Genomic DNA, 24,282 nt, shown 5'->3' on the forward strand with positions numbered 1-24,282 from the left:
GCCGACTCAGCGGCGGCGCCCCGTCAGGCGGCCGGCCTTCTGCGCAGAAAGCCCTCCGGAGCCACCGTGACCATCAGCTTGTGGGGCCACTCCGGGTCCACTTCGAACTCCGGATGGGTCCCCAGCCATTCCCGCACCGCTGTCTTGGGGTTGTTTCCGACATCCCAGGGGCGGTCCGCGAAGAATTTCGGCGGCATGTCCTCCACAAAGGTGTCGAACACCACACAGTAGCTGCCTTCTGACACCAGGGGAGCATAGGCCTGCAGTTCTGCCAGCACGTGCTCGTGGGTGTGCATGGAATCCAGGCAGACCAGGACGCGCTGGTAGCCCTTGGCGAACTCCCGGACCTGGTCAATGACCTGCGGTGCGATGGATGACCCCTGGACCATGGCGATGCGACTGGCCATGGGATGGGCCTCGATGGCTTCGCGGTTGTGCGCGCGGATGTCGATGTCCACGCCGAGTACCTTGCGCCGGGACTGCCTGGGGTCCAGCATTTCCCCCGCCTGGATGGCATCGCACATGTCCAGCATGGCCAGCAGCGAGGCGCTGAGCACCAGTGAGCCTCCGTGGGCAATGCCGGTTTCGATGATCAGGTCCGGCCGCACGCGCCACACCAGTTCCTGCATGGCGACCATGTCCTGCGGGTACTGGATGATGGGTCTCCCGAGCCACTCGAAGTTGTACACGTACTGGCGCTGCATGGACGCCTGCAGCCAGTCGGCAGACAGGGATTGGAAATGCGCATCCTCGGCGTAGTGCGAAAGCCGGTCCGCACGCTCCTGCTGGAATACCTCGACGGGGCCCTTGACCTGTTTGTTCGGCATGAAATGCTCCTGCGGACTGTTGAAACAATGACTGGGAAGGGCGTGCGTCACAACGCTGACGGCGCCTGGATCAAACGGGCCGGGTTGCCGACCACCACGGCGCCTGCGGGCACATCGCGTGTAACGACGGCACCCGCCCCCACCATGGCACCGGCGCCGATGGTGACACGCGGCAGTACCGTGGCACCAGCACCGATGAAGACCCCCGGACCGACCTGGACGCCACCGCACAGGGTGGCCCCGGGCGCCACGGTCACACTGTCGGCCAGTTGGCACTCATGGTCGATGGATGCACGGTGGTTGACGATACAGGCATCGCCCAGCACCGCCGCAGCGGCAACCACGGCCTGCGCCAGCACCTGGGATCCCTGGCCCAGGGTGGCCGAACGGCTCACGCTGGCGGTGGAATGCACGAGCACCGGCAGCGCGATGCCATGGTGCAGAAATTGGCCTAGAACCTGCAGGCGATCCGGCCCCTGCCGTCCGATGGCAATCGCACCGGACAAGGAACCCGCAGGCGGTGACATCACACGCATCCAGTCGGCAAAGCCAGGGTCACCCAGAAGCACAGGCACGCCCGCCACGGGAGACGGGACGGGCCGGGCATCCACAAAAGCGGCCAAACGGGCCCCCTGCCCCTCGATCAGGTCGAGCAACACCCGGGCATGGCCCGAGCATCCCCAGACCACGAATGAACGCCCGTCCAGAGAGGGCACAGGGCCATGGTCAGCGGGCATGCAGCGCCTCGGTGATCACGCCCGCCACCCGTGCGATATCGGCGCTGCCCATGTCGTGGTAGCTGGGCAGATTCACGGCGCGCTTGGCAATGCCCACGGCATGCCGGCCGCTGCTGCCGCCCTGCATCCATGGCAGGGTCGAGAGCGGAGCAAAGAAGGGCCGGGCATCGATGTTGCTGTCCACAAAACGCTGCAGCAAGGCATCGGCCGCCAGCGGCGCCTCGGGAGACAGCACGACGGTGGGCATCCACGCGCCGATCACGGTACCCGGCAATTCCGGATTCATGCGCAGCGCAGGCTCACCCGCCAGGGCCTGCTGGTAGGCATGAAAGATCGCTCGCTTGCGTGCGATGAGGTCTTCGATACGCTCCAGCTGCGCACACCCGAGCGCCGCCTGGACGTTCGACATCTTGTACTTGAACCCGAGTTCCTCGGGCCAGAACTGCCGCGCCTGCCCCCGCGCGCGGCCATGGTTGGACAGGGTCAGGACTTTCTCGTACAACGCCGGGTCATCGGTGACAAACATGCCGCCCTCGCCGGTGGTCATGGTCTTGGAGCCATGGAACGAGAAGCCACCGAACAGGCCCATGGACCCGGCCCTGCGGCCCCGGTGGCGCGAGCCGATGGCCTCTGCCGCATCCTCGATGAGGGGAATGCCATGCTCCGTTGCAATGGCAAGCAATGCGTCCATGTCGCAGACGTTGCCATACAGGTGCACGGCGATGATGGCGCGGGTGCGGGGCGTGATGGCCGCGCGCACGGCCTCGGGATCGAGGCACCAGGTGTCTTCCAGAATGTCCACCAGCACCGGTTGGGCACCCAGGTGCATGACCGGCGCGACCGTGGCGACCCAATTGGTATCGGCCAGGATCACCTCGTCGCCGGGCCCGATGCCCAGGGCGGCAAGGCCCATGTGCAATGCCCCGGTGCAGCTCGAGGTCGCGATGGCATGCCGTACCCCGACATGCGCGGCAAAGGCCGCTTCGAACCGGCGAATGTAGTCGTAGCAATGCTCGCCCCAGCCATTGCGGGCCGCATCTTCGGCATAGGACACCTCGAGTTCGGTGATCGATGGGCGCGACAGAAGTATTCGGGAAGGTGTGGTCATGTCAGAGTCTCCATTCGGGGAACGGCCACCACCAACTGCCCGCCCCAGGCACGTACATAGTCCAGCTGCGCTGCCACCTCCGTGCGCAAGTTCCACGGCAGTATCAGCACGCGGTCGGGCCGGTGCGCGCGCAGGTGCGCCTCATCGACCACCGGAATGCGGCTGCCGGGCAGGAACTGGCCCTGCTTGGCAGGGTTCCTGTCCACCACGTAAGGCAGCAGGTCCGCCCGCACGCCAGCAAAATTGAGCAGAGTATTGCCCTTGGCCGCTGCGCCATAGGCGCCCACCTGGAGCCCGCGCGCATGGCAGTCGAGCAGAAATGCCAGCAGCTCGCGCTTGATGCGCAGTGCCTCGCCTTGCAGGCCGCCATAGAACGCAGCCGACGACACCCCGGCCGCCGTTTCCCGGGCCAGCAGCTCGCCCACCCGGCCATGCACCACGGGCGTGGCATCGCTGCGTTGGGCGAACACGCGCAGGCTGCCGCCATGGGTGGGCAGCTCCTGCACGTCGGTCACCGCAAGGCCGTTGGCGGCAAAGATGCGCTGCACCGCCGTGAGCGAGAGGTACGAGAAGTGCTCGTGGTACAGGGTGTCGAACTGGCACTGCTGCACCAGCTGCAGCAGGTGCGGAAACTCGAAGGTGGCCACCCCCTGCGGCTTGAGCAGCACGGCAAAGCCTGCGACGAAGTCGTTGATGTCGGGCACATGGGCCAGCACATTGTTGGCCACCGTGAGATCGGCAGCGCGCCCCTGGGCCACCAGGGTGCGGGCCAGCTGCACGCCGAAGAATTGCTCCACGACCTCGATGCCGCGCGCCCGGGCCGCCGCGGCCGTGCTGGCCGTGGGCTCCACGCCCAGGCAGGGGATGCCGCGCCCGGCCACGTACCGCAGCAGGTAGCCGTCGTTGGCGGCCACCTCCACCACATGGCTGTGGGTACCCAGCGACAGGCGCTCCGCCATCTCCTGCACATAGGCCTCGGCATGGGCCAGCCAGCTGCTGGAGAACGAGCTGAAATACGCGTAGTCGGCATCGAACAGCGCGTCGGCGGCCGCGAAGTCCTCGGTCTGCACCAGCCAGCAGTTCTCGCACACCAGGACCCGGAGCGGGTACCAGCGTTCAGGGGCATGCAGCGCGGGCTCGCGCAGGTAGGCATTGGAAGGCGGTGCCGTACCCAGGTCTGCCATGGGCAGGGTCACGGGGGCGGTGCAGTGGCGGCATTGCATGGACAGAACTCGGTCAGGACAGCGGCAACCCGGTGAAACCGGGCGCCAGCAGGGGATGTTCGGCATCGCGCGGTGACCGCTCTGCCACGGGCAAGGGCCAGGCAATGGCCAGGCGGGGGTCGAGCGCATCGAGCCCGCCTTCCGAGGCGGGCGCATGGGGGGCGGAGTGCAGGTAGAGCATCTCGCAACCGTCGGACAGGGCCTGGAAACCATGGGCAAAGCCGGGCGGAATGAGCAATGCCCGGTGGTTGGCCGCCGACAGCTCGGTGCCGAACCATTGCAGAAAGCTTGGCGAGCCGGCCCTGAGGTCCACCGCCACGTCCCACACGGCGCCCCGCAGGCAGCTCACCAGCTTGGCCTCGGCCGCCGGGGGGTGCTGGAAATGCAGGCCCCGCACGGTGCCACACCGCGCCGTGTGGGTGTGGTTGATCTGCGCGATCGGCCAGGTCCAGCCCGCAGGCGCCAGCTCCTCTGCACAGAACATGCGCGCCAGGAAGCCGCGGCTGTCCACGAGCGGCTGGCGCTGCACGGTCACCAGGCCTGCCAGCGGCGTGGCCTCCACGGTGAAGCGGCTCACGGAGCGAACTCCCGCAGGGCGCCGCACGCCTGCTCGTAGGCATCCAGATCGGCCAGGCACAGGGCACGCGCATCGGCACCCGCATGGTGGTCCCGGTACCAGGCCATGGTGCGGCCCACGGCCTCGGGCAGCGCCCAGCACGGAGCGATACCCAGCCGGTTGCGCGCCAGTGCCGTGTCCAGAGCCAGCAACCCCGCCTCATGGGGGTTCTTCACATCGTTCTCGTAGCGCACAGGGGCCGCAGGGTAGGCGGCCTGCGCCATCTCGATCACGCGGCCCACCGTGGCCGCCTCCTGCGGGGCCGGGCCGAAGTTGTAGGCCCCCGCGCTCACGGGCTGCTCCCACAGCACCTGGGCCAGGCGCAAGTAGGCGGCCAGCGGCTCCAGCACATGCTGCCAGGGCCGCGTGGCGTGGGGGTTGCGCAGCACCAGGGTCTGGCCGGCAGACCAGGCGGCGGCGGCATCGGGCAGCAGGCGCTCCGGCGCCCAATCGCCACCGCCGATCACATTGCCGGCCCGGGCGGTGGCCACGGCCACCCCCTGCGCGGACAGGAAGGCATCGCGGTAGCTGGCGGCCACGATCTCGGCCGCGGCCTTGCTGGCGCTGTAGGGGTCGTGCCCGCCCAGCGCATCGTCTTCGCGGTAGGGGTAGACCCATTCGCGGTTGCGGTAGACCTTGTCGGTGGTCACCACCAGCGCCACGCGCACGCCGGCCAGGCCACGCAGTGCATCGAGCACATGGGCCGTGCCCATGACGTTGGTGGCATAGGTGTCGAGAGGCGCGGCATAGCTGGCCCTTACCAGCGCCTGCGCCGCCAGGTGCAGCACGATGTCGGGCCGTGCGGCCTGGATGAGGGCCGCCGTGGCGGCCGCATCACGCACGTCGCACGCGTGGCTCTCCATGCCATCGGCCAGGCCGGCCAGTGCAAACAGGCTGGGTTCGGTGGCCGCAGGCAGGGCGATGCCGGTGACATGCGCCCCCAGCCGCTGCAGCCACAGGGCCAGCCAACTGCCCTTGAAGCCCGTGTGCCCCGTGAGCACCACGCGCTTGCCGCGCCAGAAAGGGGGGTCGGGCAGCGCCATGCTCACCAGCACTTCCAGGGTGCCCGGCCGCTTTGCCAGAGTTCTTCGAGCAGGTTCTTCTCGCGCAAGGTGTCCATGGGCTGCCAGAAGCCATGGTGCTCGAACGCCATCAGCTCGCCATCGCGCGCCAGGCTCTCCATGGGAGCAGCCTCCCAGGGCGTGGCATCCCCATCGATGCGATCGAGCACCTGGGGCGACAGCACGAAGAACCCGCCATTGATCCAGCCACCGTCGCCGCGCGGTTTTTCGACGAAGCCGCGCACACCGTCGCCCTTGCCCTCGCCGTCACGCACCAATGCGCCGTAGCGGCCGGGGGGCAGCACTGCCGTCACCGTGGCCAGCTTGCCGTGCTCGGCGTGGAAGGCAAACTGGGCGGCCATGTCGAGATCGGCCACGCCGTCGCCATAGGTAAAGCAGAAGGGTTCATCGGGCGGCAGGTACTCGCGCACCCGCTTGAGGCGCCCCCCCGTCAGCGTGGACTCGCCGGTATCCACCAGCGTCACGCGCCAGGGCTCGGCATGGCGGTGGTGCACCTCCATGCGGTTCTCGGCCATGTCGAAGGTGACGTCCGACATGTGCAGGAAGTAGTTGGCGAAATACTCCTTGATGATGTAGCCCTTGTAGCCCAGGCAGATGATGAAGTCATTGACCCCATGGGCGGCATAGGTCTTCATGATGTGCCACAGGATGGGGCGCCCGCCGATCTCGATCATGGGCTTGGGGCGCAGATGCGACTCTTCGGAGATGCGGGTGCCCAGACCACCGGCCAGCAACACAGCCTTCATGGTCGGCGCTCCAATGCTGCGTACATATCCGCAAACGGGCCTGTCTTCATATGTAGATCACCTGTGTCCATGGGGTCTTGCCGAAACTGCCGTTTTAAAGCCCTACTATTGCGCAGCATAAACACTGCCGGAGTTTCCGAAATCGGGAAAACCGACGGAAAAACCACGCAACCCGCCCAACCGGGCGAAGTGATGGGCGCTTTACCGCTTGCTCGCGGGACTGGTTCGCGCACAATCAGATACAGTGAAACCAGCGATACGGCCCGGTGCCGTGTTTCCACCGCAACCGCCCCAGCCCCGCCTGGCGCCCGCCAAAAACAAACTGAATCAGCATGTTCGTCATCATTGGCTACGTCGTCAGCATGGTCTGCATCTTCGGTGTGTACATCGTGCATGGCGGGAACATCCAGGTGATCCTGAAGGCCCTGCCGTTCGAGCTCATCACCATTGGCGGCAGCGCCATGGGCGCCTTCGTGGTGAACAACCAGCCCAAGGTGCTCAAGGCAACGCTCAAGGCCGTCCCGGCCGCGCTCAAGGGCTCCAAGTACACCAAGGCGCGCTACATGGAGCTGCTGGCCATGCTGTACGACATCCTGCAAAAGGCCCGCAAGGAAGGCCTGATGGCGATCGAGAAGGATGTGGAAGCCCCCCATGAGTCCGAGATCTTCAAGAAATACCCCACGGTGGGCAGCGACCACCATGTGATTGAGTTCACCACCGACTACCTGCGCATGATGGTCTCGGGCAACCTCAACTCGCACGAGATCGAGGCCCTGATGGACAACGAGATCGACACCCACCACCAGGAAGCCCATGCCCCGGTGGCGGCCATTGCCCGGCTGGCCGGCGCCCTGCCCGCCTTCGGCATCGTGGCTGCCGTGCTGGGGGTGGTGAACACCATGGGCTCGGTGGGGCAACCCCCGTCGGTGCTGGGCGGCATGATCGCCTCGGCGCTGGTGGGCACCTTCCTGGGCATCTTGTTGGCCTACGGCTTCGTGGAGCCCCTGGGCGGCCTGATGGAACAGAAGACCGAAGATGCCGCCAAGGAATTCCTGTGCATCAAGTCCACGCTGCTGGCCAGCATGCAGGGCTACAACCCCGCCACGGCCATCGAATTTGGCCGCAAGGTGTTGTTCTCCACCGACAGGCCGACCTTCGCGGAACTTGAGGGACATGTAAAGGGCAAGAAGTAAGCCCGCACTACCATGGCAGAAAAGAAGCTCCAGCCCATCATCATCAAGCGCGTCAAGAAGGGCGGCCATGCCGTCCATGGCGGCGCCTGGAAGATCGCCTATGCCGACTTCGTGACGGCGATGATGGCCTTCTTCCTGCTGATGTGGCTGCTGGGCTCCACCGCCAAGGGGGAGCTGCAGGGGATCTCGGCCTATTTCAGCTCTCCGCTCAAGGTGGCCATGACCGGCGGGGATGGAGCGGGCAACAGCTCCAGCGTGATTCCGGGCGGCGGCAACGATCTTTCCAAGGTGCACGGCCAGGTGCGCCGCTCCGACTCGGACCCTGACAACAACCGCAAGGCCAGCATCGACAACGCGCGCGCGGAGCGCGCCAAGCAGGACCAGGAGCGCATCAAGGCGCTGCAGGCCAAGATCGACGCCCTGATCACCGAAAACCCGCGCCTGAACGAGTACAAGTCACAGATCCGCATCGATGTCACGCCCGACGGGCTGCAGATCCAGATCGTGGACGACCAGAACCGCCCCATGTTCGACAGCGGCAGCGCGCTGGTGAAACCCTATATGCGCGACATCCTGCGCGAGATCGGCGCCGCGCTGGGCGGGGTGGAAAACCGCATCAGCCTGGCCGGCCACACCGATGCCGTTCCCTATGGCAACAGCGAGCGCGGTTACAGCAACTGGGAATTGTCGGCGGACCGGGCCAACGCCTCGCGCCGCGAGCTGGTGTCAGCCGGCATGCCCGATGCCAAGCTGGGCCGCGTGGTGGGCCTTGCCGCCAGCGATCTGCTCGAACCCACGAATCCACGCGCACCCGCCAATCGCCGTATTACCATCACGGTGCTGACCCGCGAGGCCGAAGAACGCCTCATGGGCAAGGGGACTCCCGCGGCAAGCGCTCCAGAAGTGCCGACGGAAAAGCGCGAAAATCCAACGTCTGGCAGGTGATCGTTACGACTTGTCACCAAACCTGCCACACTTGACAATACAACCAGCCTATTTCGACCGAAAGGGTCCCACGTGACCACAGCCCTTCGCTTCTTGATCGTTGACGACTTCTCCACCATGCGGCGCATCGTCCGCAATCTGCTCAAGGAGAGCGGATTTGCCGACGCAGATGAGGCCGAGGACGGCGTCGCCGCGCTGAACAAACTGCGCAACAGCAAGTTTGACTTCGTGGTGACGGACATCAACATGCCCAACATGAACGGTTTCCAGCTTCTGGCGGAAATCAAGAAAGACGACAAGCTCAAGCATCTGCCGGTGCTGATGGTGACCGCCGAAGCCCGCAAGGAAGACATCGTCGCGGCCGCCCAGGGCGGTGCTGCCGGGTACATCGTCAAGCCCTTCACCAAGGCCACACTGGAGGAAAAGGTCCTGCTGATCCTCAAGAAAATGGGAATGTGACGCCATGGAAACACCAGACGCCCCCCAGGGCGAACCCACGGCCGACGTTCACCACAAGATCGGTTTGCTGACCCGCCAGCTGCATGATTCGCTCAACGAACTGGGCTATGCCGACAAGCTGCGCGGCTCCATGGGTGAGTTGCCGGACGCCCAGAGTCGCCTGTCCTACATCGCCCGCCTCACAGGCGAAGCGGCCGAAAAGGTGCTTACCCGGGTCGAACAGGCCAAGGCCCAGCATGATTTCATCGCCGCCGAGACGCGCCGCGTGGTGGCCTCGCTGGTGAAAGACCCGGTGGCCGCAGTGGCCAAGGGCGAGATCATGAACTTCCTGACCGACGTGGAGCGTGTCACCATGGAAGCCGATACGCACCTGACCGAAATCATGATGGCGCAGGATTTCCATGACCTCACGGGCCAGGTGATCGCCCGGGTGGTCAACCTGGCCGCCACCATCGAGGAGCAACTGGTGCAGTTGCTGATCCAGACGGCCCCGCCCACTGCCAACGTGCCCGCCGCCTTGGTGGAGGCGCCGCGCGAGCACCTCGCCGGCCCTGTGGTGGACCCGCAAAACACCCCCGACGTCGTGACCGACCAGTCCCAGGTGGACGACCTGCTGGCCAGCCTGGGCTTCTGACCCGGCATCCTACCGACCGGCCCGGCGCAGCGATGCCAGCCGATGCCGGCGCGCTCCGCGCTGCGCGGCAATGACAGAGTACTAGGGAAAAGGGGCCTGCAGCCGCCCTTTATCCGTCTTTAGATTTCCGGGTCGCTCACGACAATGGCAGGACACAAGTTGTCACGCCATCATGGAATCCAGCCAAGAAAAAAGCCTACCGGCGTCCGAGCGAAAGCTGCAGAAAGCACGCACGGACGGGCAGGGTGCGCGCTCGCGCGATCTGTCCCACCTGGCTATTCTGGGTGCGGGCGGCGGCGCCATGCTGGTTCTGGCACCGACACTCATGGAGCACCTGCAGCAGGCCATGGGCCACCAGTTGGTGTTCAACGCCAACACGGTGATGGCCCCCGCCACCATGCTGGACCGCCTGCGCACCATGGTCATCGTGGGCCTGGTCGCCAGCACCGTGTTTGCGCTGCTCACCAGCGGCGCCGCACTGCTCAGCGCCATCGGCGCCGGCGGCTGGATCTTCAGCATGAAGCCCATCAGCCCCCAGTTCAACCGCCTGAACCCCCTCTCCGGGGTGGCGAACCTGTTCTCCAAGCAGCAGATGGCCAACGTGGCCAAGATGGTCCTGATGACGGCCATCATCTCCGCCGTGGCCTGGCACTACATGGCAGGCAGTATCGAGCGCGTGGCCATGCTGGTGCTGCAGCCCTCGCCCATGGCAATCCGCCAGATGTCCGAATGGCTGGTTTCCGGCGTCAGCCTGATGCTGCTGGTGGTCTTCATGGCAGCGCTGATCGACGTGCCGCTGCAGGCGTATTTCTTCAAGGCACGCCTGAAGATGTCGCACGAGGAAGTCAAGCAGGAGCACAAGGAATCCGATGGCGACCCGCACACCAAGGGCCGCATCCGCCAGAAGCAGCGCGAGATGGCCGACGGCGCCAGCGTGGCCGCCGTTCCCAAGGCAGATTTCGTGGTGATGAACCCCACCCACTATGCCGTGGCGCTGAAGTACGACGACAAGACCATGGCCGCCCCCCAGGTGATCTCGCGCGGCACCGACCTCACGGCCATGCGCATCCGCGACCTGGCCCGCGCCCACGACGTGCCGGTGCTGCAATCGCCCATGCTGGCCCGCGCCCTCTACGCGCACGCCGAGATCGACCAGGCCATTCCCGCCACCCTGTATGCCGCCGTGGCACAGGTGCTGGCCTATGTCTACCGCCTCAAGGCCGCGCTGCGCGGCGAAGGGCAGATGCCCGATGACCTGGTCGAACCCTACGTTCCCCCTGAGCTCGATCCGCTGAACAAGACGTCGTCCACCGTGCAAGGCACCGCCCCATGAACAATTCCATGAATTCCCTTCGGCTGTGGGCTGGCAAGAACACATCGGCCTTCCAGGGCATGTCGGCACCGCTGCTGGTGGTGGCCATCCTGGCGCTGATGGTGCTGCCCATCCCGCCCTGGCTGCTGGACACCTTCTTCACGCTGAACATCGCCGTGGCGCTGATGGTGATGATGGTCTCGGCCTACATGATCCGGCCGCTGGACTTTGCTGCCTTTCCCTCGGTGCTGCTGCTGACGACGCTGATGCGCCTGTCGCTGAACGTGGCCTCCACCCGCGTGGTGTTGCTCGAAGGCCACACCGGTCCCGGTGCCGCCGGTGCCGTGATCGAGGCCTTCGGCCACTTCCTGATCGGCGGCAACTTCGCCGTCGGCCTGATCGTGTTTGCCATCCTGGTGGTGATCAACTTCGTCGTGATCACCAAGGGTGCCGAGCGCATTGCCGAAGTGTCGGCCCGCTTCACGCTGGACGCCATGCCCGGCAAGCAGATGGCGGTGGACGCCGACCTCAACGCCGGCCTGATCGACGAGAAGGAAGCCAAGCGCCGCCGCGCCGAAGTGGGCGAGGAAGCCAATTTCTTCGGCTCCATGGACGGTGCCTCCAAGTTCGTGCGCGGCGATGCCGTCGCCGGCATCCTGATCCTCTTGATCAACATCATCGGCGGCTTCGCCATCGGCGTGCTGCAGCATGACCTGTCGGCCAAGCAGGCCGCCGACAGCTACATCCTGCTGGCCATCGGTGATGCCCTGGTCGCCCAGATCCCCGGCCTCTTGATCTCGGTGGCGGCCGCGATGGTGATCTCGCGCGTGGGCAAGGAACAGGACATGGGCCGCCAGATCGTGCAGCAACTGTTCATGTCGCCCCGCGTGCTCGGCGTCACCGCCGGCATCCTGATCCTGCTCGGAGTCATCCCCGGCATGCCCCACCTGGTGTTCCTGATCACCGGCGCCCTGCTTGGATACTGGGCCTGGACCCTGTACCAGCGCCAGCAGGTGCCCGAGGAAGTGGCACCGCCCCCGCCCGTGGCCACCGACGGCGAAGCCACCTGGGACGACCTGCAGCCCGTGGACCTGCTCGGCCTGGAACTGGGCTACCGCCTGATCACCCTGGTGGACAAGAGCCGCCAGGGCGACCTGCTGACGCGTATCAAGGGCGTGCGCCGCAAGTTCGCGCAGGAAGTGGGCTTTCTGCCCCCCGCCGTGCATGTGCGCGACAACCTCGAACTCAAGCCCAGCGGCTACCGCATCACCCTGCGCGGCGTGGTGGTGGGCGAAGGCGAGGCCTTCCCTGGCATGTTCCTGGCCATCAACCCCGGCGGCATCACCACGCCGCTGATCGGCACCCCGACCACCGACCCCGCCTTCGGTCTGCCAGCGCACTGGATCGACGACCGGCAGAAGGAAGCGGCGCAAATGGCCGGCTTTACGGTCGTTGATTCGGAAACCGTGATGGCGACGCATTTGTCACACTTGATGCAAGTGCAGGCAGCCAAGTTGTTGAGCCGCACGGAAACGCAGCAACTCGTGGAACACGTCGCCAAACTGGCCCCCAAGCTCATCGAAGAAGTCGTCCCGAAAATGGTTTCCATCGCCACGTTCCAGAAAGTCCTCCAGCTGCTGCTGGAAGAGTCTGTGCACATCCGCGATATCCGCACCATCATCGAAACCCTGGCCGAGCATGCCGGCGGCATCTCCGACCCGGTGGAACTGGCGCGCCGCGTGCGCATCGCCCTTTCGCCGGCCATCGTGCAGCAGATCTACGGCCCGACACGCGAACTCAACGTCATCGCCATCGAACCCGGCCTGGAGCGCCTGCTCGTGCAGGCCCTGGGCAACATCGCCAGCCCGGCGCTGGACCCCGGCGTGGCGGACATCCTGACCCAGAAGGCCGCCGAAGTGGCCCTGCGCCAGGAGGAAATGGGCCTGCCCGCCTGCCTGCTCGTTCCCGACCAGATCCGCAATGCGATCTCCCGCCTGGTGCGCCGCGTGGCGCCCCGCCTGCAGGTCCTTGCCCACAGTGAAATTCCCGAGACCCACACCATCCGTATCGGGCCCATCCTCAAAGGTGCATCATGAACATCAAACGCTTTCACGCTGCCACGTCCCGTGAAGCACTGGCCAAAGCACGCATGGCCTTTGGCGAGGGCACACTGATCCTGTCCAACCGCCCGACCGCCAACGGCGTGGAAGTGATGGCCACGGCCGAGGATACGCTCTCGTCGCTGGACAGTGCCGCTACGGCCAGGCAATTGAGCGCCCCCTCCCCCCTGGCGCAGGCCAGCCAGCGCCAGCAGGTGCAACAGCAGCAGCCGCGCGCAGCGCAGCCTGCAGCCGCAGCCCACCGCAACCCGGTGGAGGAAGACACCGAGCAATTGGCCATGAGCACCCTGTCCTTCCAGGACTACGTGCGCGAGCGCATGCTGCGCCGCCGCCATGAGGCCATCAGCGGCCCCTCCGACCCGGTTCCCATGATGGAGCGCAGCCGCGACCGTGCCGCCGAACTGGCCCGCGAGCGCCCCGCCGCCCAGGTGACACGCCACAACCCGCTGCGCTCGATTCCCATGGACCTGCCGGAGCCCGCCCCCCGCAGGCAGCAGCGCCAGGACGCGCCCTCGCTCTCGAATGCGCAGGTGAACAACCAGCAGAACCTGATGAACGAGCTGCACTCGATGAAGGAGCTGATCGAGGACCGCTTCAACACGCTGGCCTGGCTGGGCCAGGCGCGCCAGAATCCGATCCAGTCGAACCTGATGCTGAAGATGATCCGCGCCGGCTACTCGCCCGCCCTGGCCCGCGCCGTGCTCGAACGCATGCCCGAGGAGCTCTCGGCCGGCGAATCCGTGCGCTGGCTCATGGAGGTGCTGGAGCGCAACCTCAAGACCGACACGGATGCCGCGCCCCTGTACGAGCAGGGCGGCATCTTCGCCATGGTGGGCTCCACCGGCGTCGGCAAGACCACCACCACCGCCAAGCTGGCGGCCCTGTGCGCGCGCATCCACGGCCCCGGCAGCGTGGGCCTGATCACCCTGGACACCTACCGCGTAGGCGCCCACGAACAGCTGCGCACCTATGGCCGCATGCTGGGCATCGTGGCCCACCTGGCCCATGACCGTGCAGCGCTGCAGGACCTGCTGGGCCTGCTCAGCGGCAAGAAGATGGTCCTGATCGACACCACCGGCGTCGCCCCGCGCGATCCGCGCAAGCGCGACATGCTCGACGTGCTCGACCTGCCCCATGTGAACCGCCTGCTGGTGCTCAACGCCGGCTGCCATGGCGACACCCTGGACGACGTGCTGACCTCGTTCAAGACCAATGGCTCGCAGCAGGCAATCCTGTCCAAGGTGGACGAAGCCGTGAAGCTCGGACCCTCCATCGACGCGCTGATCCGCCACCAGATGGTGCTGCGCGGCGTGACCAACGGCCAGCGCGTGCCCGAGGACTGGGAAGCCGCCGACGCCCACCAGCTCATCGGCACCTCGATGCGTGCGCCGGTCAAGTCGCCGTTCGACCCCAAGGCCAGCGACCTGAATTTCTTCTTCTCGCACTCGCCCGAAATGGCAACCGACAGGGGGTTGGTCGATGCTTGATACCGGCTTTCACCAGGCTGCGGGGCTGCAAAGCTTCACCCCGCAAACCGAACTGCGCGTGCTGGCCGTGGCCAGCCAGGAACAGGCCGGCAGCGGCCTGGAGACCCTGTGGCAGGTCTGCGCCAGCCTGCAGCGGATGGGCTACCCGGTGGTGGTGCTCGACGCCACCGGCTACGAGACCGACGATTCCCCGGGCCTGTACCATCTGCTGCGCCGGGCACCCTGGCACGACGGCATGGACCAGGGCGCCGCGGCCTCCTCCCTGGCGGTGATCCCGGCCGCCCGGGGTCTGTGGCAGATCAGCCGGGCCGACCGCCCGGCCCATGTCTCGCCGCTGCAGGACATCCAGCCCTATGTGCGCGCCTACAGCATCCTGGTGCTGCACGCCCCGCCTCCCCTGCTGGGCCAGTTGCTCACCCACACCCGGACCACGCCGCTGATGGTGATGGAGGGCGGGGCTGCGGGCGTGCTCACGACCTACAAGAGCTTGAAGCAGATGGCCCAGCACACCGGCCTGTCCTGCACCGTGGCGGCATTGGTGCGCGGGTCGGGTGCGGCCGAGCGCCGCAAGACCCTTGCAGCATTGCAGACATTGCAGGACTGCGCCGAGCGCCACCTGGGCGGCCAGGTGCACACTACCGCCGTCTCCACCCAGAATCCCCAGGACCTGCAGCGCCTGGCCTTGCAACTGCTGGAAAACGCGGGCACCATCAATGGAACGATGGCAGCTGCCACTGCAATTGCATCCAGCAATTTTGCCGGTACGCCGGTCACAGCACACCTCGTTCGGAGCCACTGATCTGATGTACACCGCCAAAGGCCAGCTTGACCGTGATGCGATGATTCGCCAGCACGTGCCCCTGGTACGGCGGATCGCGCACCACATGATTGCCAAGCTGCCTCCCAATGTGGAGCTCGACGACCTGATCCAGGTCGGCATGATGGGCCTGGCGGAAGCCCTTTCGCGCTACGAAGCCGCCCAGGGCGTGCAATTCGAGACCTTTGCCACCCAGCGCATCCGCGGCGCCATGCTCGATGAGCTGCGCGAAGGGGACTGGATGTCGCGCAGCTCGCGCAAGAGCCAGAAGGACATCGAGCAGGCCGTCAACCGGCTGGAGCAGCGCCTGGGCCGCAGTCCGCTCGAATCGGAGATCGCCACCGAGATGGGCATGCCGCTGCCCGAGTACCAGAACCTGCTGGGACGGGTGCGGGGCACCCAGCTCGTGTACCTGGAGGACATGACCCACGGCAATGACGAGGACGATGGCTTCCTCGACCGCCATGTGGGCGACGAGACGGCGAACCCGCTCGAGATGCTGCGCGACCACCGCCTGCGCTCGGCCCTGGTCACGGCCATCGAATCGCTACCCGAGCGCGAGCAGCACATCATGGGCATGTACTACGAGCACGACATGAATCTCAAGGAGATCGCGGCCGTGCTCGGCGTCACCGAATCCCGCGTGTGCCAGCTGCACAGCCAGTCCATCGCCCGGTTGCGGGCGAAGATGCGCAGTCACTAGGGCCTGTTCACACTGATTTCGGGGTCGCGAAATCAGTGTGAACAGGCCCTAGTACATCCCCCTGAGGCGCTGACGCGCCTTCACCCCTTCTCCTCGAATTACTGCGTAATTCGGGAAGGGGGACGCAGCCGGTGCGGCGGGGCGGCCCTTGCACGGCTGCCCTGGTATTGGGGGCGCGCGCTATCCACGGGTTTGCCCTGGCGCTTGCGCGCCATTCAGGGCAGCGCCTATGTACTAGTACAAAAAAAGAATCGTGGCCATACAGCGCGGCTTTGCCGCGCGCCGATCAGCCGGCCGAGCGGTAGATCTTGGCGACGCCGGCTTTTTGCTTGCCGCCCAGGCCATTGCCGTAGGTGGCATTGGCGGAGCTGTCCTGGGAGGGGACGAGCACGGCGGTCTGGCGGTCGGTGATGGCGGCCAGGCGGGCCAGGCTTTCACGGTGTACCACCAGGGTGGCGGCGATGGCGTCCATGCGGGCCCTGAGGGCGGGGGTGATGCTGCTCACCTGCTGGCGCGACAGGTCCAGCGCATACGAAAAACGGGCTGCGGCATCGCGCAGCCCGGTGCTTGCTTGTTCAAGGGTGGGGGCATCGGCCTTGAGCAGGGCGGCGGATACCATCTCGATGTGCTGCTCAACAGCCTCCAAGGCGTCTTCCAAAGGCGTGGTCACGGGCGGTCCTGGTGGATGCGGGCCGGTGACGCCTGGAAAACAGCGGTCACGCTAGCCGCGCGAACGGGAAAATATCTCTTGGGCGTTGGCCAGCAGTTTGTCGGCAATCGCGCCGGCGCTGACCGTGAACGTTCCCTTTTCGATGGCTGCGCGCACGGCCGCCACCTTCTTGGTGTCGAAATCGCTGGCCGCGCGGCCAGCGGGGTCCAGGGCACGGGCTGCCGTGGAAACCGTCACAGGCACGCCTGCGGCTTGGGCTGCCGTGCTGCCTTTGGCCACTCCTTCGGGTGTCGCAGGGGCTGCAGCGGGGGCCTTGGCCTGCTTGGCCTGCCCCGTTTGCGCCAGTGCGCCCGGAAGTTCCGGTTGTTGACCTATCTTCATCGCCTTCTCCAGCGCTCCGATGACACGGAGCTCGTAGCAATGTTTTCGACCCTTCGGCGCTGGACTTTAGCTGTTTATGCAGGGGGATGAATCAAAGGGTAACGTCAACCGTCCCGTTTTCACCCACAATACCAGAGATTGTGCGGCCATTGTCCATGCGTACGCGCACAGTCTGGCCCACGGCGCCTGCGGTGAGTGCCTGCCCTGCCGAGGTTACCGCATAACCCGGCCCCTGTGCCACCACCCGCACCTGGGCGCCGGCCTTGAAAATACTCGGTGCCCGCACCATCGGCTGGCGCAGGGCCTGCCCCGCTACCAGGGGGCGCGAGGCGATCTGCCCGACCCACTGGTCGGGATTGGCCACGACCGGGGCTGCATCCGCCGCCCAGTCCACTTCGGCCTCGGTGGCGTCGCTGGCGCTCAGCACGGCGCCGGAGGCCACGTTGCCCGTCAGCACCCATGCAGGTCCCCAGGCCTTGACCGTGACGGGCAGGAACACATTCCAGGCGGTCTGCCCCTCCACGCAGCGCAGGCCCAGCCGGGTGCGGCCCCACAGGCGCGATCCCGCGGGCAGGTAGGGCTCGACCCGGGCACAGGGCGCCAGGCGCAGCCGGGTGTCCAGCGCACCAATGCTCACCTCCATGCGCAGCGGCAGGCCCGCAGGCTGGTTGCGCGTGATGGCATCGTCCAGCCAGCGCTGGGTCAGGGCGGGCAGGTCTGCAGCCGGGTCGGCCACGGCCTGGGCCTGGGCCAAGCCGCCAGTCGCCAGTGCGCAGGCGAGTGCGGCCAGCACGGCACGGCCGACGGTGGAAAGGGATGGAAGAAATGTGGGTGCCATGGGGCGCCTCCTGGTACGTCAATGTGGCCCTGCCATTCGGTGCAAAGGCCATTTCACGACCACCACTGTAGGTCCTGTGGCTGCGCCCGAAACCCCGAACTGCGGCGGCAAACGCGGGCTCTTCGCGCTTTAGAAAATCCGGGTGGTTTTCATAATCGAGCCACGCCAGAAAACCGTTTTTGCTGGCGCTTTCGCAACCTGGACGTGAGGCAGACATGCTTGACAAGATGACCAACCGGCTGGACTTCCACGGCAACGCACTGATACTGCGTGCCGAGCGCCAGCGTGCCATCGCCAGCAACATCGCCAATGCCGACACCCCCGGCTACGTCGCACGTGACTTCAAATTCTCCGACGCGCTGAGCAACGCCACAGGCGAGCGCTCCTCGTTCACCGAATCGCCGCGCCGCCTGTCCACCACCACAGTGGGCGGCTCCGGCTACACCAGCGAGCGGCCCACGGTCACCATCGCTACCGATCCACGGCACATCACCGCCTCCTCCGCCGACCCGGGCTCTTCGGCCGAGCTGGGGAGCAAGGGCAAGCTGGCCTATTCCCTGCAGACCCAGCCCAGCCTGGACAACAACTCGGTGGACCTGGACCGCGAACGCGCCGCCTTCGTGGACAACGCCGTGCGCTACGAGGCCACGCTGCGCTTCATCAACGGCAATGCCAAGACCATGCTCAGCGCCATCCAGGGCCAGTAAGCCCAATAGCCACCCAAGAGGCACTCCACCATGTCCATGTTCTCCATCTTCAACGTCTCGGGCAGCGCCATCAGCGCGCAGTCCCAGCGCCTGAACGTCGTGGCCAGCAACCTGGCCAACGTCGATGCGGTGGCCGGCCCCGACGGCAAGGCCTACCAGGCCCGCCAGGTGGTCTTTCGCACCACCAACATGGGCGAGCAGGGCTCGGACGGCGTGCGCGTGAGCGCCATCACCGAAAGCAATGTGCCCGGCCGCAAGATCCACGACCCCAGCCACCCCTCCGCCGACGAGCAGGGCTACGTGACCCATTCGAACGTCAACGCCGTGGAGGAGATGGTGAACATGATTTCAGCGTCGCGCTCGTACCAGAACAACGTCGAGGTGATGAACACGGCCAAGTCACTTCTGCTCAAGACCCTGCAGATGGGCCAGTAACCCCGGGAGACCCTCGCCATGATCCTCAGCGCCACCAACGCCGCCACGACCGCCGACACCGCCAATGCCAAGGCGACCGCGGCCAACGACCCTGCCGCGTCCCAGGACCGGTTCCTCAAGCTGCTCGTTGCGCAGCTCAACAACCAGGACCCGATGAACCCGCTGGACAACGCCCAGATGACCTCGCAGATCGCGCAGATCAATACCGTCACCGGCATCCAGCAGCTCAACACCACCATGCAGAGCATGGCCGCCCAGTTCAACTCGCTGCAGGTCATGCAGGGCACGACCCTGGTCGGGCGCAATGTGCTGACCGAAGGCTCGGGCATGACAGTCGCCGACAACGTGGGCAAGGCCGGATTCGAGATTCCGTACGCCGCCACCAAGGTGACGGTCGAGGTCGTGACCCCTGGCGGCCAGGTGGTGGACACGCTGGACCTGGGCCCCAAGGACGCGGGCCGCCACAACTTCGATTGGGACGCCAGCGCCTACAAGGGCAGCAAGGAAGGCCTGCAGTTCCGCGTCAAGGCCGTCAACGGCGCCACCACGCTCGAATCGACCGCACTCACCTTGTCCAAGGTCACGGCCGCCGGCGCCACCGACGGGCAGCTCGTGCTCACGCTGGCCAACGGCAAGAACATCAGCTACAGCCAGATCAAGTCCCTGGTCTGACGCCGTTCCCGCCCTCCCTCACTGAACACCGCCCACGCCCCCCTTAGGAGAACACCATGAGTTTCCAGCAAGGCCTTTCCGGCCTGAACGCCGCCAGCAAAAACCTCGATGTGATCGGCCACAACATCGCCAACTCCAACACCGTGGGTTTCAAGGCATCCCGTGCTGAATTTGCCGAAATGGTGGCCAATGCCATCGGCTCGGCTGGCGGCGCCAACGCCGGCATCGGCGTGGAAACCGCCAACGTGGCGCAGCAGTTCACCCAGGGCAACCTGACCATCACCGGCAACAGCCTGGACGTGGCGATCAACGGCAATGGCTTCTTCACGCTGCAACTGCCCGACGGTTCGGCCGCCTACACCCGCGCCGGCAACTTCAAGCTGGACAAGGTGGGCAACATGGTCACCAACGACAACGCCAAGGTCATGGGCTACCCCATCGACCCGGCCACCGGCCTGCGCACGGGCACCGACCCCATTCCCATGGTGTTCCCGACCTCCGAGCCGATCCCCGCCAAGCAGACCACCACCATCACCGCCGCCTTCAACCTGGATGCGCGCGCCACCGACGCCGCTGGCGACCCGGCCGCCACGCCGCCCGTGCCGGCCACGCCGCGTGCCACCTACGGCACGTCGATCAACGTGTTCGACAGCCAGGGCGTGGCCAAGCCGGTCAACCTGTACTTCCAGAAGACCGCCACGGACAACACCTGGGACGTGTACGACGCCCTCGACGATCCCACGGCGGTGCCGCCCGTGGTGGCTACGGCCATCGGCCAGATCACCTTCGACAACAACGGCGTGATCACCGGCCCGGCCGCCACACCACCGGCCACCGGCTTTTCGCTGGCGCTGAACGTGAACCCCACACCGCCCAACCCGAACAACCTGCCCGCCTACAACGTGGACGTGAAACTGGACGACGTGACGCAATTCGGCCGCAAGTTCGCGGTGTCCGACCTCTCGCAGGATGGCTACACCGCCGGCGACCTGACGGGCATCAATGTCGAGAACAACGGCATGATCATGACGCGCTACTCCAACGGCGTCACGCGCGCCGAAGGCCAGATCGCGCTGTCGAGCTTCCGCAACACGCAAGGCCTGGCGTCGGTGGGCGGCAACAACTGGGTGGCCACCTTCGAATCGGGCCAGCCCGTCACCGGCACCGCCACCGATGGCAACTTCGGCGCCCTGCGCTCGGGCGCCCTGGAAGACTCGAACGTGGACCTCACGGCCGAACTCGTGAACATGATGACCGCGCAGCGCACCTACCAGGCCAACGCGCAGACCATCAAGACGCAAGACCAGGTGATGTCCACCCTGGTGAACCTGCGCTGACCCGCCCCTGACCCCCTGACCGGAAGCCGCCATGGACCGCATCATCTACACCTCCATGACCGGGGCCAGCGCCGCTGCCCACCGGCAGTCGGTGCTGGCCAACAACCTGGCCAACGTGTCCACCAACGGCTTTCGCGCGGAGATGTCCACCTTCCGCTCCGTCCCGCTGCAGGGCGACGGCTCCACCACGCGCGTGTTTGCACTGGAGGCCACCTCGGGCCATGTGGACACGCCCGGACCCGTGCAGCGCACGGGCCGCGCCCTGGATGCCATGCCCATCGGCAAGTCCTGGTTCGCCGTGCAGGGCCTCGATGGCGTGGAAGCCTATACCCGCAATGGCGGCCTGGAGGTCTCGCCCACCGGCGCCCTGCTCACCAACACCGGCCTGCCCGTGCTGTCGGACGGCGGCGGCCCGATCGACGTGCCGCCCGGCTCGGAAGTCTCCCTGGGCTCGGACGGCACCATCACCGCCAAGACGGCGGGCCAGCCCGCGGCCGCCATCGGCCGCCTGAAGCTGGCCACGCCCACGCCCGAGGACCCGCTCAAGCGCGGCGACGACGGGCTGTTCCGCACCACCTCGGGCGATCCGATCCCCAACGACGCCAACGCACGCCTGCTGGCGGGGGCCATCGAAGGCTCCAACGTGAATGCCGTGGAAACCATGGTCGGCATGATCGCCGCCTCGCGCCAGTTCGAGCAGCAGATCAAGATGCTGCAGACCGCCGAGACCAATGACAAGGCCGCCAGCCAGTTGCTGAGCATCAACGGCTGACCCCCCAGACCTTAGGAAAACGCCATGATCAACTCCCTGTGGATCGCCAAGACCGGCATGGAAGCCCAGCAGACCCAGCTGGACGTCATCTCCCACAACCTGGCCAATGTGTCCACCACCGGCTACAAGCGCGCCAATGCCGTGTTCGAGGACCTGATCTACCAGAACCTGCGCCAGGTGGGCGCCCAGACCACCGAGCAGAACCAGTTGCCCACCGGCCTGCACCTGGGCCTGGGGGTGCGCACGGTGGCCACCGCCCGCAACTTCATGCAGGGCAGCATGCAGCAGTCCAACAACAACCTGGACGTGGCCATCAAGGGCAACGGCTTCTTCGAGGTCACACAGCCGGACGGCACCATCGGCTACACCCGCGACGGCTCGTTCCAGCTCGACTCGCAGGGCCGCCTGGTGAACTCCAGCGGCCTGCCGATCGCCAACGGCATCACCGTGCCGCCGAATGCCACGAGCGTGACCATCAGCGCCGAAGGCGCCGTGTCCGCCACGGTCCCGGGCAACACCGCACCGCAGCCCCTGGGCAACCTCGCCATGTCCACCTTCGTGAACCCGGGCGGCCTGGAGCCGCGCGGGCAGAACCTGTTCATCGAGACCGCGGCCTCGGGCCAGCCCCAGCAGGGTACGCCCGGCACCAACGGTCTGGGCACGGTCATGCAGGGCTACCTCGAAACATCGAACGTGAACGTGGTGCAGGAACTGGTGACCATGATCCAGACCCAGCGCGCCTACGAAATGAATTCCAAGGCCATCCAGACCTCGGACCAGATGCTGGCCAAGCTCAGCCAGATGTAACAAGGCCACCAGCCATTCCGCCAGGACCTTCGCCATGACATTCCTCCACGCCATCGGCCAGGCGGCCCGCAGCCGCCTTCTTGCATTGCCGGCGCTCGCCGCAGCGGTGCTGAGCGCAGGCTGCGCCAGCCTGTCCCCTCCTCCCCCGGTGGACATCCTGCCCACCGCGCCCCCGCCACTGAGCATGGCACCACGCACGCCGCCACCGGTCACCGGGGGACTGTTCCACAGCGCCAGCTACCGCCCTTCGTTCGAGGACCGGCGCGCACGCCTGGTGGGTGACAACGTCACCATCCAGATCGTGGAGAACGTGACGGCCAGCCAGAAGTCCTCGTCCACCGTGGACCGCACCTCCAAGGTCAGCAGCGGCGTGACGGCGCTGCCGTTCACCGGCCAGAAGTTCACCGACAAGCTGGGCGTGGGCGCCAATTCGGAAAATGCCTTCGAAGGCAAGGGCGGCACGGAAAGCGCCAACACCTTCCAGGGCTCGATCACGGCGACCGTCATCGACGTGCTGCCCAATGGCCACCTGATCGTGGCCGGCGAGAAGCAGATCGGCGTGAACCAGAACGTGGACGTGCTGCGCTTCTCGGGCACGGTGGATCCGCGCGCGCTGCAACCGGGCTCCATCGTCGCCTCCACCCAGGTGGCCAACGTGCGCGTGGAATCACGTGGCCGCGGCGCCCAGGGCGAAGCCCAGGTGACCGGCTGGCTGGGCCGCTTCTTCAACACCGTGACACCGTTCTGATACAAAATGTGACCGGGCGCCTGTGGATTGGCTGCAGCCCAGGCAGCCAGCGCAGCGCCCCTTGTGCATTCAGATCCGAGGTTTCACGATGTCCCTTTTTCGCAGCTCCCTGGCATGCGGCCTCATGGCCCTGGCCGCTGCATTCTCGCCAGCCACCCACGCGCAGCCCACCACCTACGCCTATTCCGTGGCATTGACCTTGACCTTGCCCAAGGGGTCCGCTGCCGAGGCCGTCTCCAAGAACAAGACCCTGCCCGCAGGCATCAAGTTCTCGCCCTGCGACACCACCGCGCTGGACCAACTGGCCTTCACCCTCAAGTACGACGCCGGCAAGCCTGCGGTGGGCTCCACCCCGAGCACCCTGCAGAACGTGTACGTGGTCTTCCACCGGGATGGTGGATTGTTCTTCCCCCTGGTGCGCAACCCGCTGATGACCACCGGTGCGATCTTCAAGGTGTACCCCGCATCGGGCAACATCCAGGCCATCGACACCTACACGGCCGTCGGAGACAACCTGGGAGGCGCGCAGACCGAGGTGATCCTGGGCGGCAACCTCACGGTGCATGGGCTGGATTCCGGCGTCTGGCTGCTCACCGCCATCATTGCGCCGGCCGCTACGGTGAATTTCGACGATCCACGCACCTGGAGCGCCTGGGACACCGTGCCGTTCATGCTGCGCAAGCCCTGGAAGGGCATCATCAACAACAGCTGCGACTGAGCTCGCAGGCAGCGCTGGAGGCGGCCGGGGCCGGCCGTCTGCCGGGTTCACGCTGCAGACCTGCTTTTGTAACAAGGCCTTCGCCAAAAGGCGGGTGAATTCACCTCTTTTTGGGCATTCCCTTGTGCGGCCACGGCCCACAATGAAGCCCATGAAAGCCTTGCCCTCCCCCTTCACGGCACATCCCT

Annotated in this window: 27 protein-coding genes; 17 read left to right on the forward strand and 10 right to left on the reverse strand. The window is 66.2% G+C overall.

The features are described from left to right. Positions 1 to 23: 23 nt before the first annotated feature. From AC0IZS_RS05220 to rfbF, 7 genes are read right to left on the reverse strand one after another with little or no spacing between them, the layout of a single operon-like run. The gene (locus AC0IZS_RS05220) at positions 24 to 827 is read right to left on the reverse strand and encodes a cephalosporin hydroxylase family protein (protein ID WP_471634668.1); all 804 of its coding nucleotides are present in this window, start codon (positions 825 to 827) and stop codon (positions 24 to 26) included. A gap of 47 nt (positions 828 to 874) precedes the next feature. After that, entirely contained in the window at positions 875 to 1,564 is a 690-nt protein-coding gene (locus tag AC0IZS_RS05225; RefSeq protein ID WP_471634669.1) for a NeuD/PglB/VioB family sugar acetyltransferase, read from the reverse strand. After that, a complete protein-coding gene (locus AC0IZS_RS05230; protein ID WP_471634670.1) occupies positions 1,554 to 2,672 on the reverse strand; it encodes a DegT/DnrJ/EryC1/StrS family aminotransferase in 1,119 nt (372 codons plus the stop codon). Before AC0IZS_RS05230 ends, AC0IZS_RS05225 begins: the two co-directional genes overlap by 11 nt. Further along, positions 2,669 to 3,895 carry a methyltransferase domain-containing protein gene (locus tag AC0IZS_RS05235; RefSeq protein WP_471634671.1) on the reverse strand — a complete coding sequence of 409 codons (1,227 nt, stop codon included), beginning with the start codon at positions 3,893 to 3,895 and terminating at the stop codon, positions 2,669 to 2,671. The genes AC0IZS_RS05230 and AC0IZS_RS05235 overlap by 4 nt, the downstream gene beginning before the upstream one ends. Before the next feature lie 13 nt (positions 3,896 to 3,908). After that, on the reverse strand, positions 3,909 to 4,472 hold the full coding sequence (locus tag AC0IZS_RS05240; protein ID WP_471634672.1) for a dTDP-4-dehydrorhamnose 3,5-epimerase family protein: 564 nt from the start codon (positions 4,470 to 4,472) through the stop codon (positions 3,909 to 3,911). Then, entirely contained in the window at positions 4,469 to 5,554 is a 1,086-nt protein-coding gene (gene rfbG / locus AC0IZS_RS05245) for a CDP-glucose 4,6-dehydratase (protein ID WP_471634673.1), read from the reverse strand. Before rfbG ends, AC0IZS_RS05240 begins: the two co-directional genes overlap by 4 nt. A 2-nt stretch (positions 5,555 to 5,556) precedes the next feature. After that, positions 5,557 to 6,339 (reverse strand): glucose-1-phosphate cytidylyltransferase, encoded by a 783-nt coding sequence (gene rfbF, locus AC0IZS_RS05250; RefSeq protein WP_471634674.1) that lies wholly within the window; start codon positions 6,337 to 6,339, stop codon positions 5,557 to 5,559. A gap of 332 nt (positions 6,340 to 6,671) precedes the next feature. Between rfbF and motA the strand changes: the two genes are divergently transcribed. The 9 genes from motA (at position 6,672) to AC0IZS_RS05295 (ending at position 16,009) form a co-directional block, all read left to right on the forward strand. Next, on the forward strand, positions 6,672 to 7,532 hold the full coding sequence (gene motA / locus AC0IZS_RS05255) for a flagellar motor stator protein MotA (RefSeq protein WP_057204096.1): 861 nt from the start codon (positions 6,672 to 6,674) through the stop codon (positions 7,530 to 7,532). Positions 7,533 to 7,544: 12 nt separating this feature from the next. After that, a complete protein-coding gene (gene motB / locus AC0IZS_RS05260) occupies positions 7,545 to 8,477 on the forward strand; it encodes a flagellar motor protein MotB (RefSeq protein ID WP_471634675.1) in 933 nt (310 codons plus the stop codon). Positions 8,478 to 8,549: 72 nt separating this feature from the next. Beyond that, the gene (gene cheY, locus AC0IZS_RS05265; RefSeq protein ID WP_007852233.1) at positions 8,550 to 8,936 is read left to right on the forward strand and encodes a chemotaxis response regulator CheY; all 387 of its coding nucleotides are present in this window, start codon (positions 8,550 to 8,552) and stop codon (positions 8,934 to 8,936) included. Between the two features lie 4 nt (positions 8,937 to 8,940). Further along, the gene (locus AC0IZS_RS05270; protein ID WP_471634676.1) at positions 8,941 to 9,570 is read left to right on the forward strand and encodes a protein phosphatase CheZ; all 630 of its coding nucleotides are present in this window, start codon (positions 8,941 to 8,943) and stop codon (positions 9,568 to 9,570) included. Positions 9,571 to 9,742: 172 nt separating this feature from the next. Next, entirely contained in the window at positions 9,743 to 10,903 is a 1,161-nt protein-coding gene (locus AC0IZS_RS05275) for an EscU/YscU/HrcU family type III secretion system export apparatus switch protein (RefSeq protein ID WP_471634677.1), read from the forward strand. After that, a complete protein-coding gene (flhA, locus tag AC0IZS_RS05280; RefSeq protein ID WP_471634678.1) occupies positions 10,900 to 12,978 on the forward strand; it encodes a flagellar biosynthesis protein FlhA in 2,079 nt (692 codons plus the stop codon). Before AC0IZS_RS05275 ends, flhA begins: the two co-directional genes overlap by 4 nt. Then, entirely contained in the window at positions 12,975 to 14,489 is a 1,515-nt protein-coding gene (gene flhF, locus AC0IZS_RS05285) for a flagellar biosynthesis protein FlhF (protein ID WP_471634679.1), read from the forward strand. The genes flhA and flhF overlap by 4 nt, the downstream gene beginning before the upstream one ends. After that, complete coding sequence (locus AC0IZS_RS05290) at positions 14,482 to 15,288, forward strand: hypothetical protein (protein WP_471634680.1); 807 nt, start codon at positions 14,482 to 14,484, stop codon at positions 15,286 to 15,288. Before flhF ends, AC0IZS_RS05290 begins: the two co-directional genes overlap by 8 nt. Positions 15,289 to 15,292: 4 nt before the next feature. Then, on the forward strand, positions 15,293 to 16,009 hold the full coding sequence (locus AC0IZS_RS05295) for an RNA polymerase sigma factor FliA (protein ID WP_322591414.1): 717 nt from the start codon (positions 15,293 to 15,295) through the stop codon (positions 16,007 to 16,009). Between the two features lie 286 nt (positions 16,010 to 16,295). On the opposite strand, the gene AC0IZS_RS05300 is transcribed toward AC0IZS_RS05295, so the two are convergent. From AC0IZS_RS05300 to flgA, 3 genes are all read right to left on the reverse strand, one after another. Beyond that, entirely contained in the window at positions 16,296 to 16,679 is a 384-nt protein-coding gene (locus AC0IZS_RS05300) for a hypothetical protein (protein ID WP_471634681.1), read from the reverse strand. A gap of 51 nt (positions 16,680 to 16,730) precedes the next feature. After that, positions 16,731 to 17,060, reverse strand: a complete 330-nt coding sequence (gene flgM / locus AC0IZS_RS05305; RefSeq protein ID WP_322591412.1) for a flagellar biosynthesis anti-sigma factor FlgM — start codon at positions 17,058 to 17,060, stop codon at positions 16,731 to 16,733. A 91-nt stretch (positions 17,061 to 17,151) separates the two neighbouring features. Further along, complete coding sequence (gene flgA / locus AC0IZS_RS05310) at positions 17,152 to 17,898, reverse strand: flagellar basal body P-ring formation chaperone FlgA (RefSeq protein ID WP_471634682.1); 747 nt, start codon at positions 17,896 to 17,898, stop codon at positions 17,152 to 17,154. 215 nt (positions 17,899 to 18,113) lie between these two features. Here flgA and AC0IZS_RS05315 point away from each other — a divergent pair, with 215 nt between their 5' ends. The 8 genes from AC0IZS_RS05315 to AC0IZS_RS05350 all read left to right on the forward strand — a co-directional run bounded on the left by AC0IZS_RS05315 (position 18,114) and on the right by AC0IZS_RS05350 (position 24,094). Further along, entirely contained in the window at positions 18,114 to 18,605 is a 492-nt protein-coding gene (locus tag AC0IZS_RS05315) for a flagellar basal body rod protein FlgB (protein WP_471634683.1), read from the forward strand. Between the two features lie 30 nt (positions 18,606 to 18,635). After that, the gene (gene flgC / locus AC0IZS_RS05320; protein WP_305746561.1) at positions 18,636 to 19,040 is read left to right on the forward strand and encodes a flagellar basal body rod protein FlgC; all 405 of its coding nucleotides are present in this window, start codon (positions 18,636 to 18,638) and stop codon (positions 19,038 to 19,040) included. Between the two features lie 18 nt (positions 19,041 to 19,058). Further along, positions 19,059 to 19,712 carry a flagellar hook assembly protein FlgD gene (locus tag AC0IZS_RS05325; RefSeq protein WP_471634684.1) on the forward strand — a complete coding sequence of 218 codons (654 nt, stop codon included), beginning with the start codon at positions 19,059 to 19,061 and terminating at the stop codon, positions 19,710 to 19,712. A 56-nt stretch (positions 19,713 to 19,768) separates the two neighbouring features. Further along, the gene (gene flgE, locus AC0IZS_RS05330; protein ID WP_471634685.1) at positions 19,769 to 21,049 is read left to right on the forward strand and encodes a flagellar hook protein FlgE; all 1,281 of its coding nucleotides are present in this window, start codon (positions 19,769 to 19,771) and stop codon (positions 21,047 to 21,049) included. Positions 21,050 to 21,080: 31 nt separating this feature from the next. Continuing rightward, a complete protein-coding gene (locus tag AC0IZS_RS05335) occupies positions 21,081 to 21,821 on the forward strand; it encodes a flagellar basal body rod protein FlgF (RefSeq protein ID WP_471634686.1) in 741 nt (246 codons plus the stop codon). Between the two features lie 24 nt (positions 21,822 to 21,845). Next, positions 21,846 to 22,628, forward strand: a complete 783-nt coding sequence (flgG, locus tag AC0IZS_RS05340) for a flagellar basal-body rod protein FlgG (protein ID WP_057204081.1) — start codon at positions 21,846 to 21,848, stop codon at positions 22,626 to 22,628. Between the two features lie 34 nt (positions 22,629 to 22,662). Continuing rightward, positions 22,663 to 23,376, forward strand: coding sequence for a flagellar basal body L-ring protein FlgH (locus tag AC0IZS_RS05345; RefSeq protein ID WP_471634687.1), 714 nt, complete (start codon positions 22,663 to 22,665; stop codon positions 23,374 to 23,376). 88 nt (positions 23,377 to 23,464) lie between these two features. Continuing rightward, the gene (locus AC0IZS_RS05350; RefSeq protein ID WP_471634688.1) at positions 23,465 to 24,094 is read left to right on the forward strand and encodes a hypothetical protein; all 630 of its coding nucleotides are present in this window, start codon (positions 23,465 to 23,467) and stop codon (positions 24,092 to 24,094) included. The last annotated feature ends 188 nt before the right edge of the window (positions 24,095 to 24,282 follow it).

This window comes from Acidovorax sp. AC410, from assembly GCF_979253235.1.

Excerpts from the sequence above, each read along its gene's own strand:
- AC0IZS_RS05220 (WP_471634668.1), bottom strand. The coding sequence starts at position 827 with ATGCCGAACAAACAGGTCAAGGGCCCCGTCGAGGTATTCCAGCAGGAG.
- AC0IZS_RS05225 (WP_471634669.1), bottom strand. The coding sequence starts at position 1,564 with ATGCCCGCTGACCATGGCCCTGTGCCCTCTCTGGACGGGCGTTCATTC.
- AC0IZS_RS05230 (WP_471634670.1), bottom strand. The coding sequence starts at position 2,672 with ATGACCACACCTTCCCGAATACTTCTGTCGCGCCCATCGATCACCGAA.
- AC0IZS_RS05235 (WP_471634671.1), bottom strand. The coding sequence starts at position 3,895 with ATGCAATGCCGCCACTGCACCGCCCCCGTGACCCTGCCCATGGCAGAC.
- rfbG (WP_471634673.1), bottom strand. The coding sequence starts at position 5,554 with ATGGCGCTGCCCGACCCCCCTTTCTGGCGCGGCAAGCGCGTGGTGCTC.
- rfbF (WP_471634674.1), bottom strand. The coding sequence starts at position 6,339 with ATGAAGGCTGTGTTGCTGGCCGGTGGTCTGGGCACCCGCATCTCCGAA.
- motA (WP_057204096.1), top strand. The coding sequence starts at position 6,672 with ATGTTCGTCATCATTGGCTACGTCGTCAGCATGGTCTGCATCTTCGGT.
- motB (WP_471634675.1), top strand. The coding sequence starts at position 7,545 with ATGGCAGAAAAGAAGCTCCAGCCCATCATCATCAAGCGCGTCAAGAAG.
- AC0IZS_RS05270 (WP_471634676.1), top strand. The coding sequence starts at position 8,941 with ATGGAAACACCAGACGCCCCCCAGGGCGAACCCACGGCCGACGTTCAC.
- AC0IZS_RS05275 (WP_471634677.1), top strand. The coding sequence starts at position 9,743 with ATGGAATCCAGCCAAGAAAAAAGCCTACCGGCGTCCGAGCGAAAGCTG.
- flhA (WP_471634678.1), top strand. The coding sequence starts at position 10,900 with ATGAACAATTCCATGAATTCCCTTCGGCTGTGGGCTGGCAAGAACACA.
- flhF (WP_471634679.1), top strand. The coding sequence starts at position 12,975 with ATGAACATCAAACGCTTTCACGCTGCCACGTCCCGTGAAGCACTGGCC.
- AC0IZS_RS05290 (WP_471634680.1), top strand. The coding sequence starts at position 14,482 with ATGCTTGATACCGGCTTTCACCAGGCTGCGGGGCTGCAAAGCTTCACC.
- AC0IZS_RS05295 (WP_322591414.1), top strand. The coding sequence starts at position 15,293 with ATGTACACCGCCAAAGGCCAGCTTGACCGTGATGCGATGATTCGCCAG.
- flgM (WP_322591412.1), bottom strand. The coding sequence starts at position 17,060 with ATGAAGATAGGTCAACAACCGGAACTTCCGGGCGCACTGGCGCAAACG.
- flgA (WP_471634682.1), bottom strand. The coding sequence starts at position 17,898 with ATGGCACCCACATTTCTTCCATCCCTTTCCACCGTCGGCCGTGCCGTG.
- AC0IZS_RS05315 (WP_471634683.1), top strand. The coding sequence starts at position 18,114 with ATGCTTGACAAGATGACCAACCGGCTGGACTTCCACGGCAACGCACTG.
- flgC (WP_305746561.1), top strand. The coding sequence starts at position 18,636 with ATGTCCATGTTCTCCATCTTCAACGTCTCGGGCAGCGCCATCAGCGCG.
- AC0IZS_RS05325 (WP_471634684.1), top strand. The coding sequence starts at position 19,059 with ATGATCCTCAGCGCCACCAACGCCGCCACGACCGCCGACACCGCCAAT.
- flgE (WP_471634685.1), top strand. The coding sequence starts at position 19,769 with ATGAGTTTCCAGCAAGGCCTTTCCGGCCTGAACGCCGCCAGCAAAAAC.
- AC0IZS_RS05335 (WP_471634686.1), top strand. The coding sequence starts at position 21,081 with ATGGACCGCATCATCTACACCTCCATGACCGGGGCCAGCGCCGCTGCC.
- flgG (WP_057204081.1), top strand. The coding sequence starts at position 21,846 with ATGATCAACTCCCTGTGGATCGCCAAGACCGGCATGGAAGCCCAGCAG.
- AC0IZS_RS05345 (WP_471634687.1), top strand. The coding sequence starts at position 22,663 with ATGACATTCCTCCACGCCATCGGCCAGGCGGCCCGCAGCCGCCTTCTT.
- AC0IZS_RS05350 (WP_471634688.1), top strand. The coding sequence starts at position 23,465 with ATGTCCCTTTTTCGCAGCTCCCTGGCATGCGGCCTCATGGCCCTGGCC.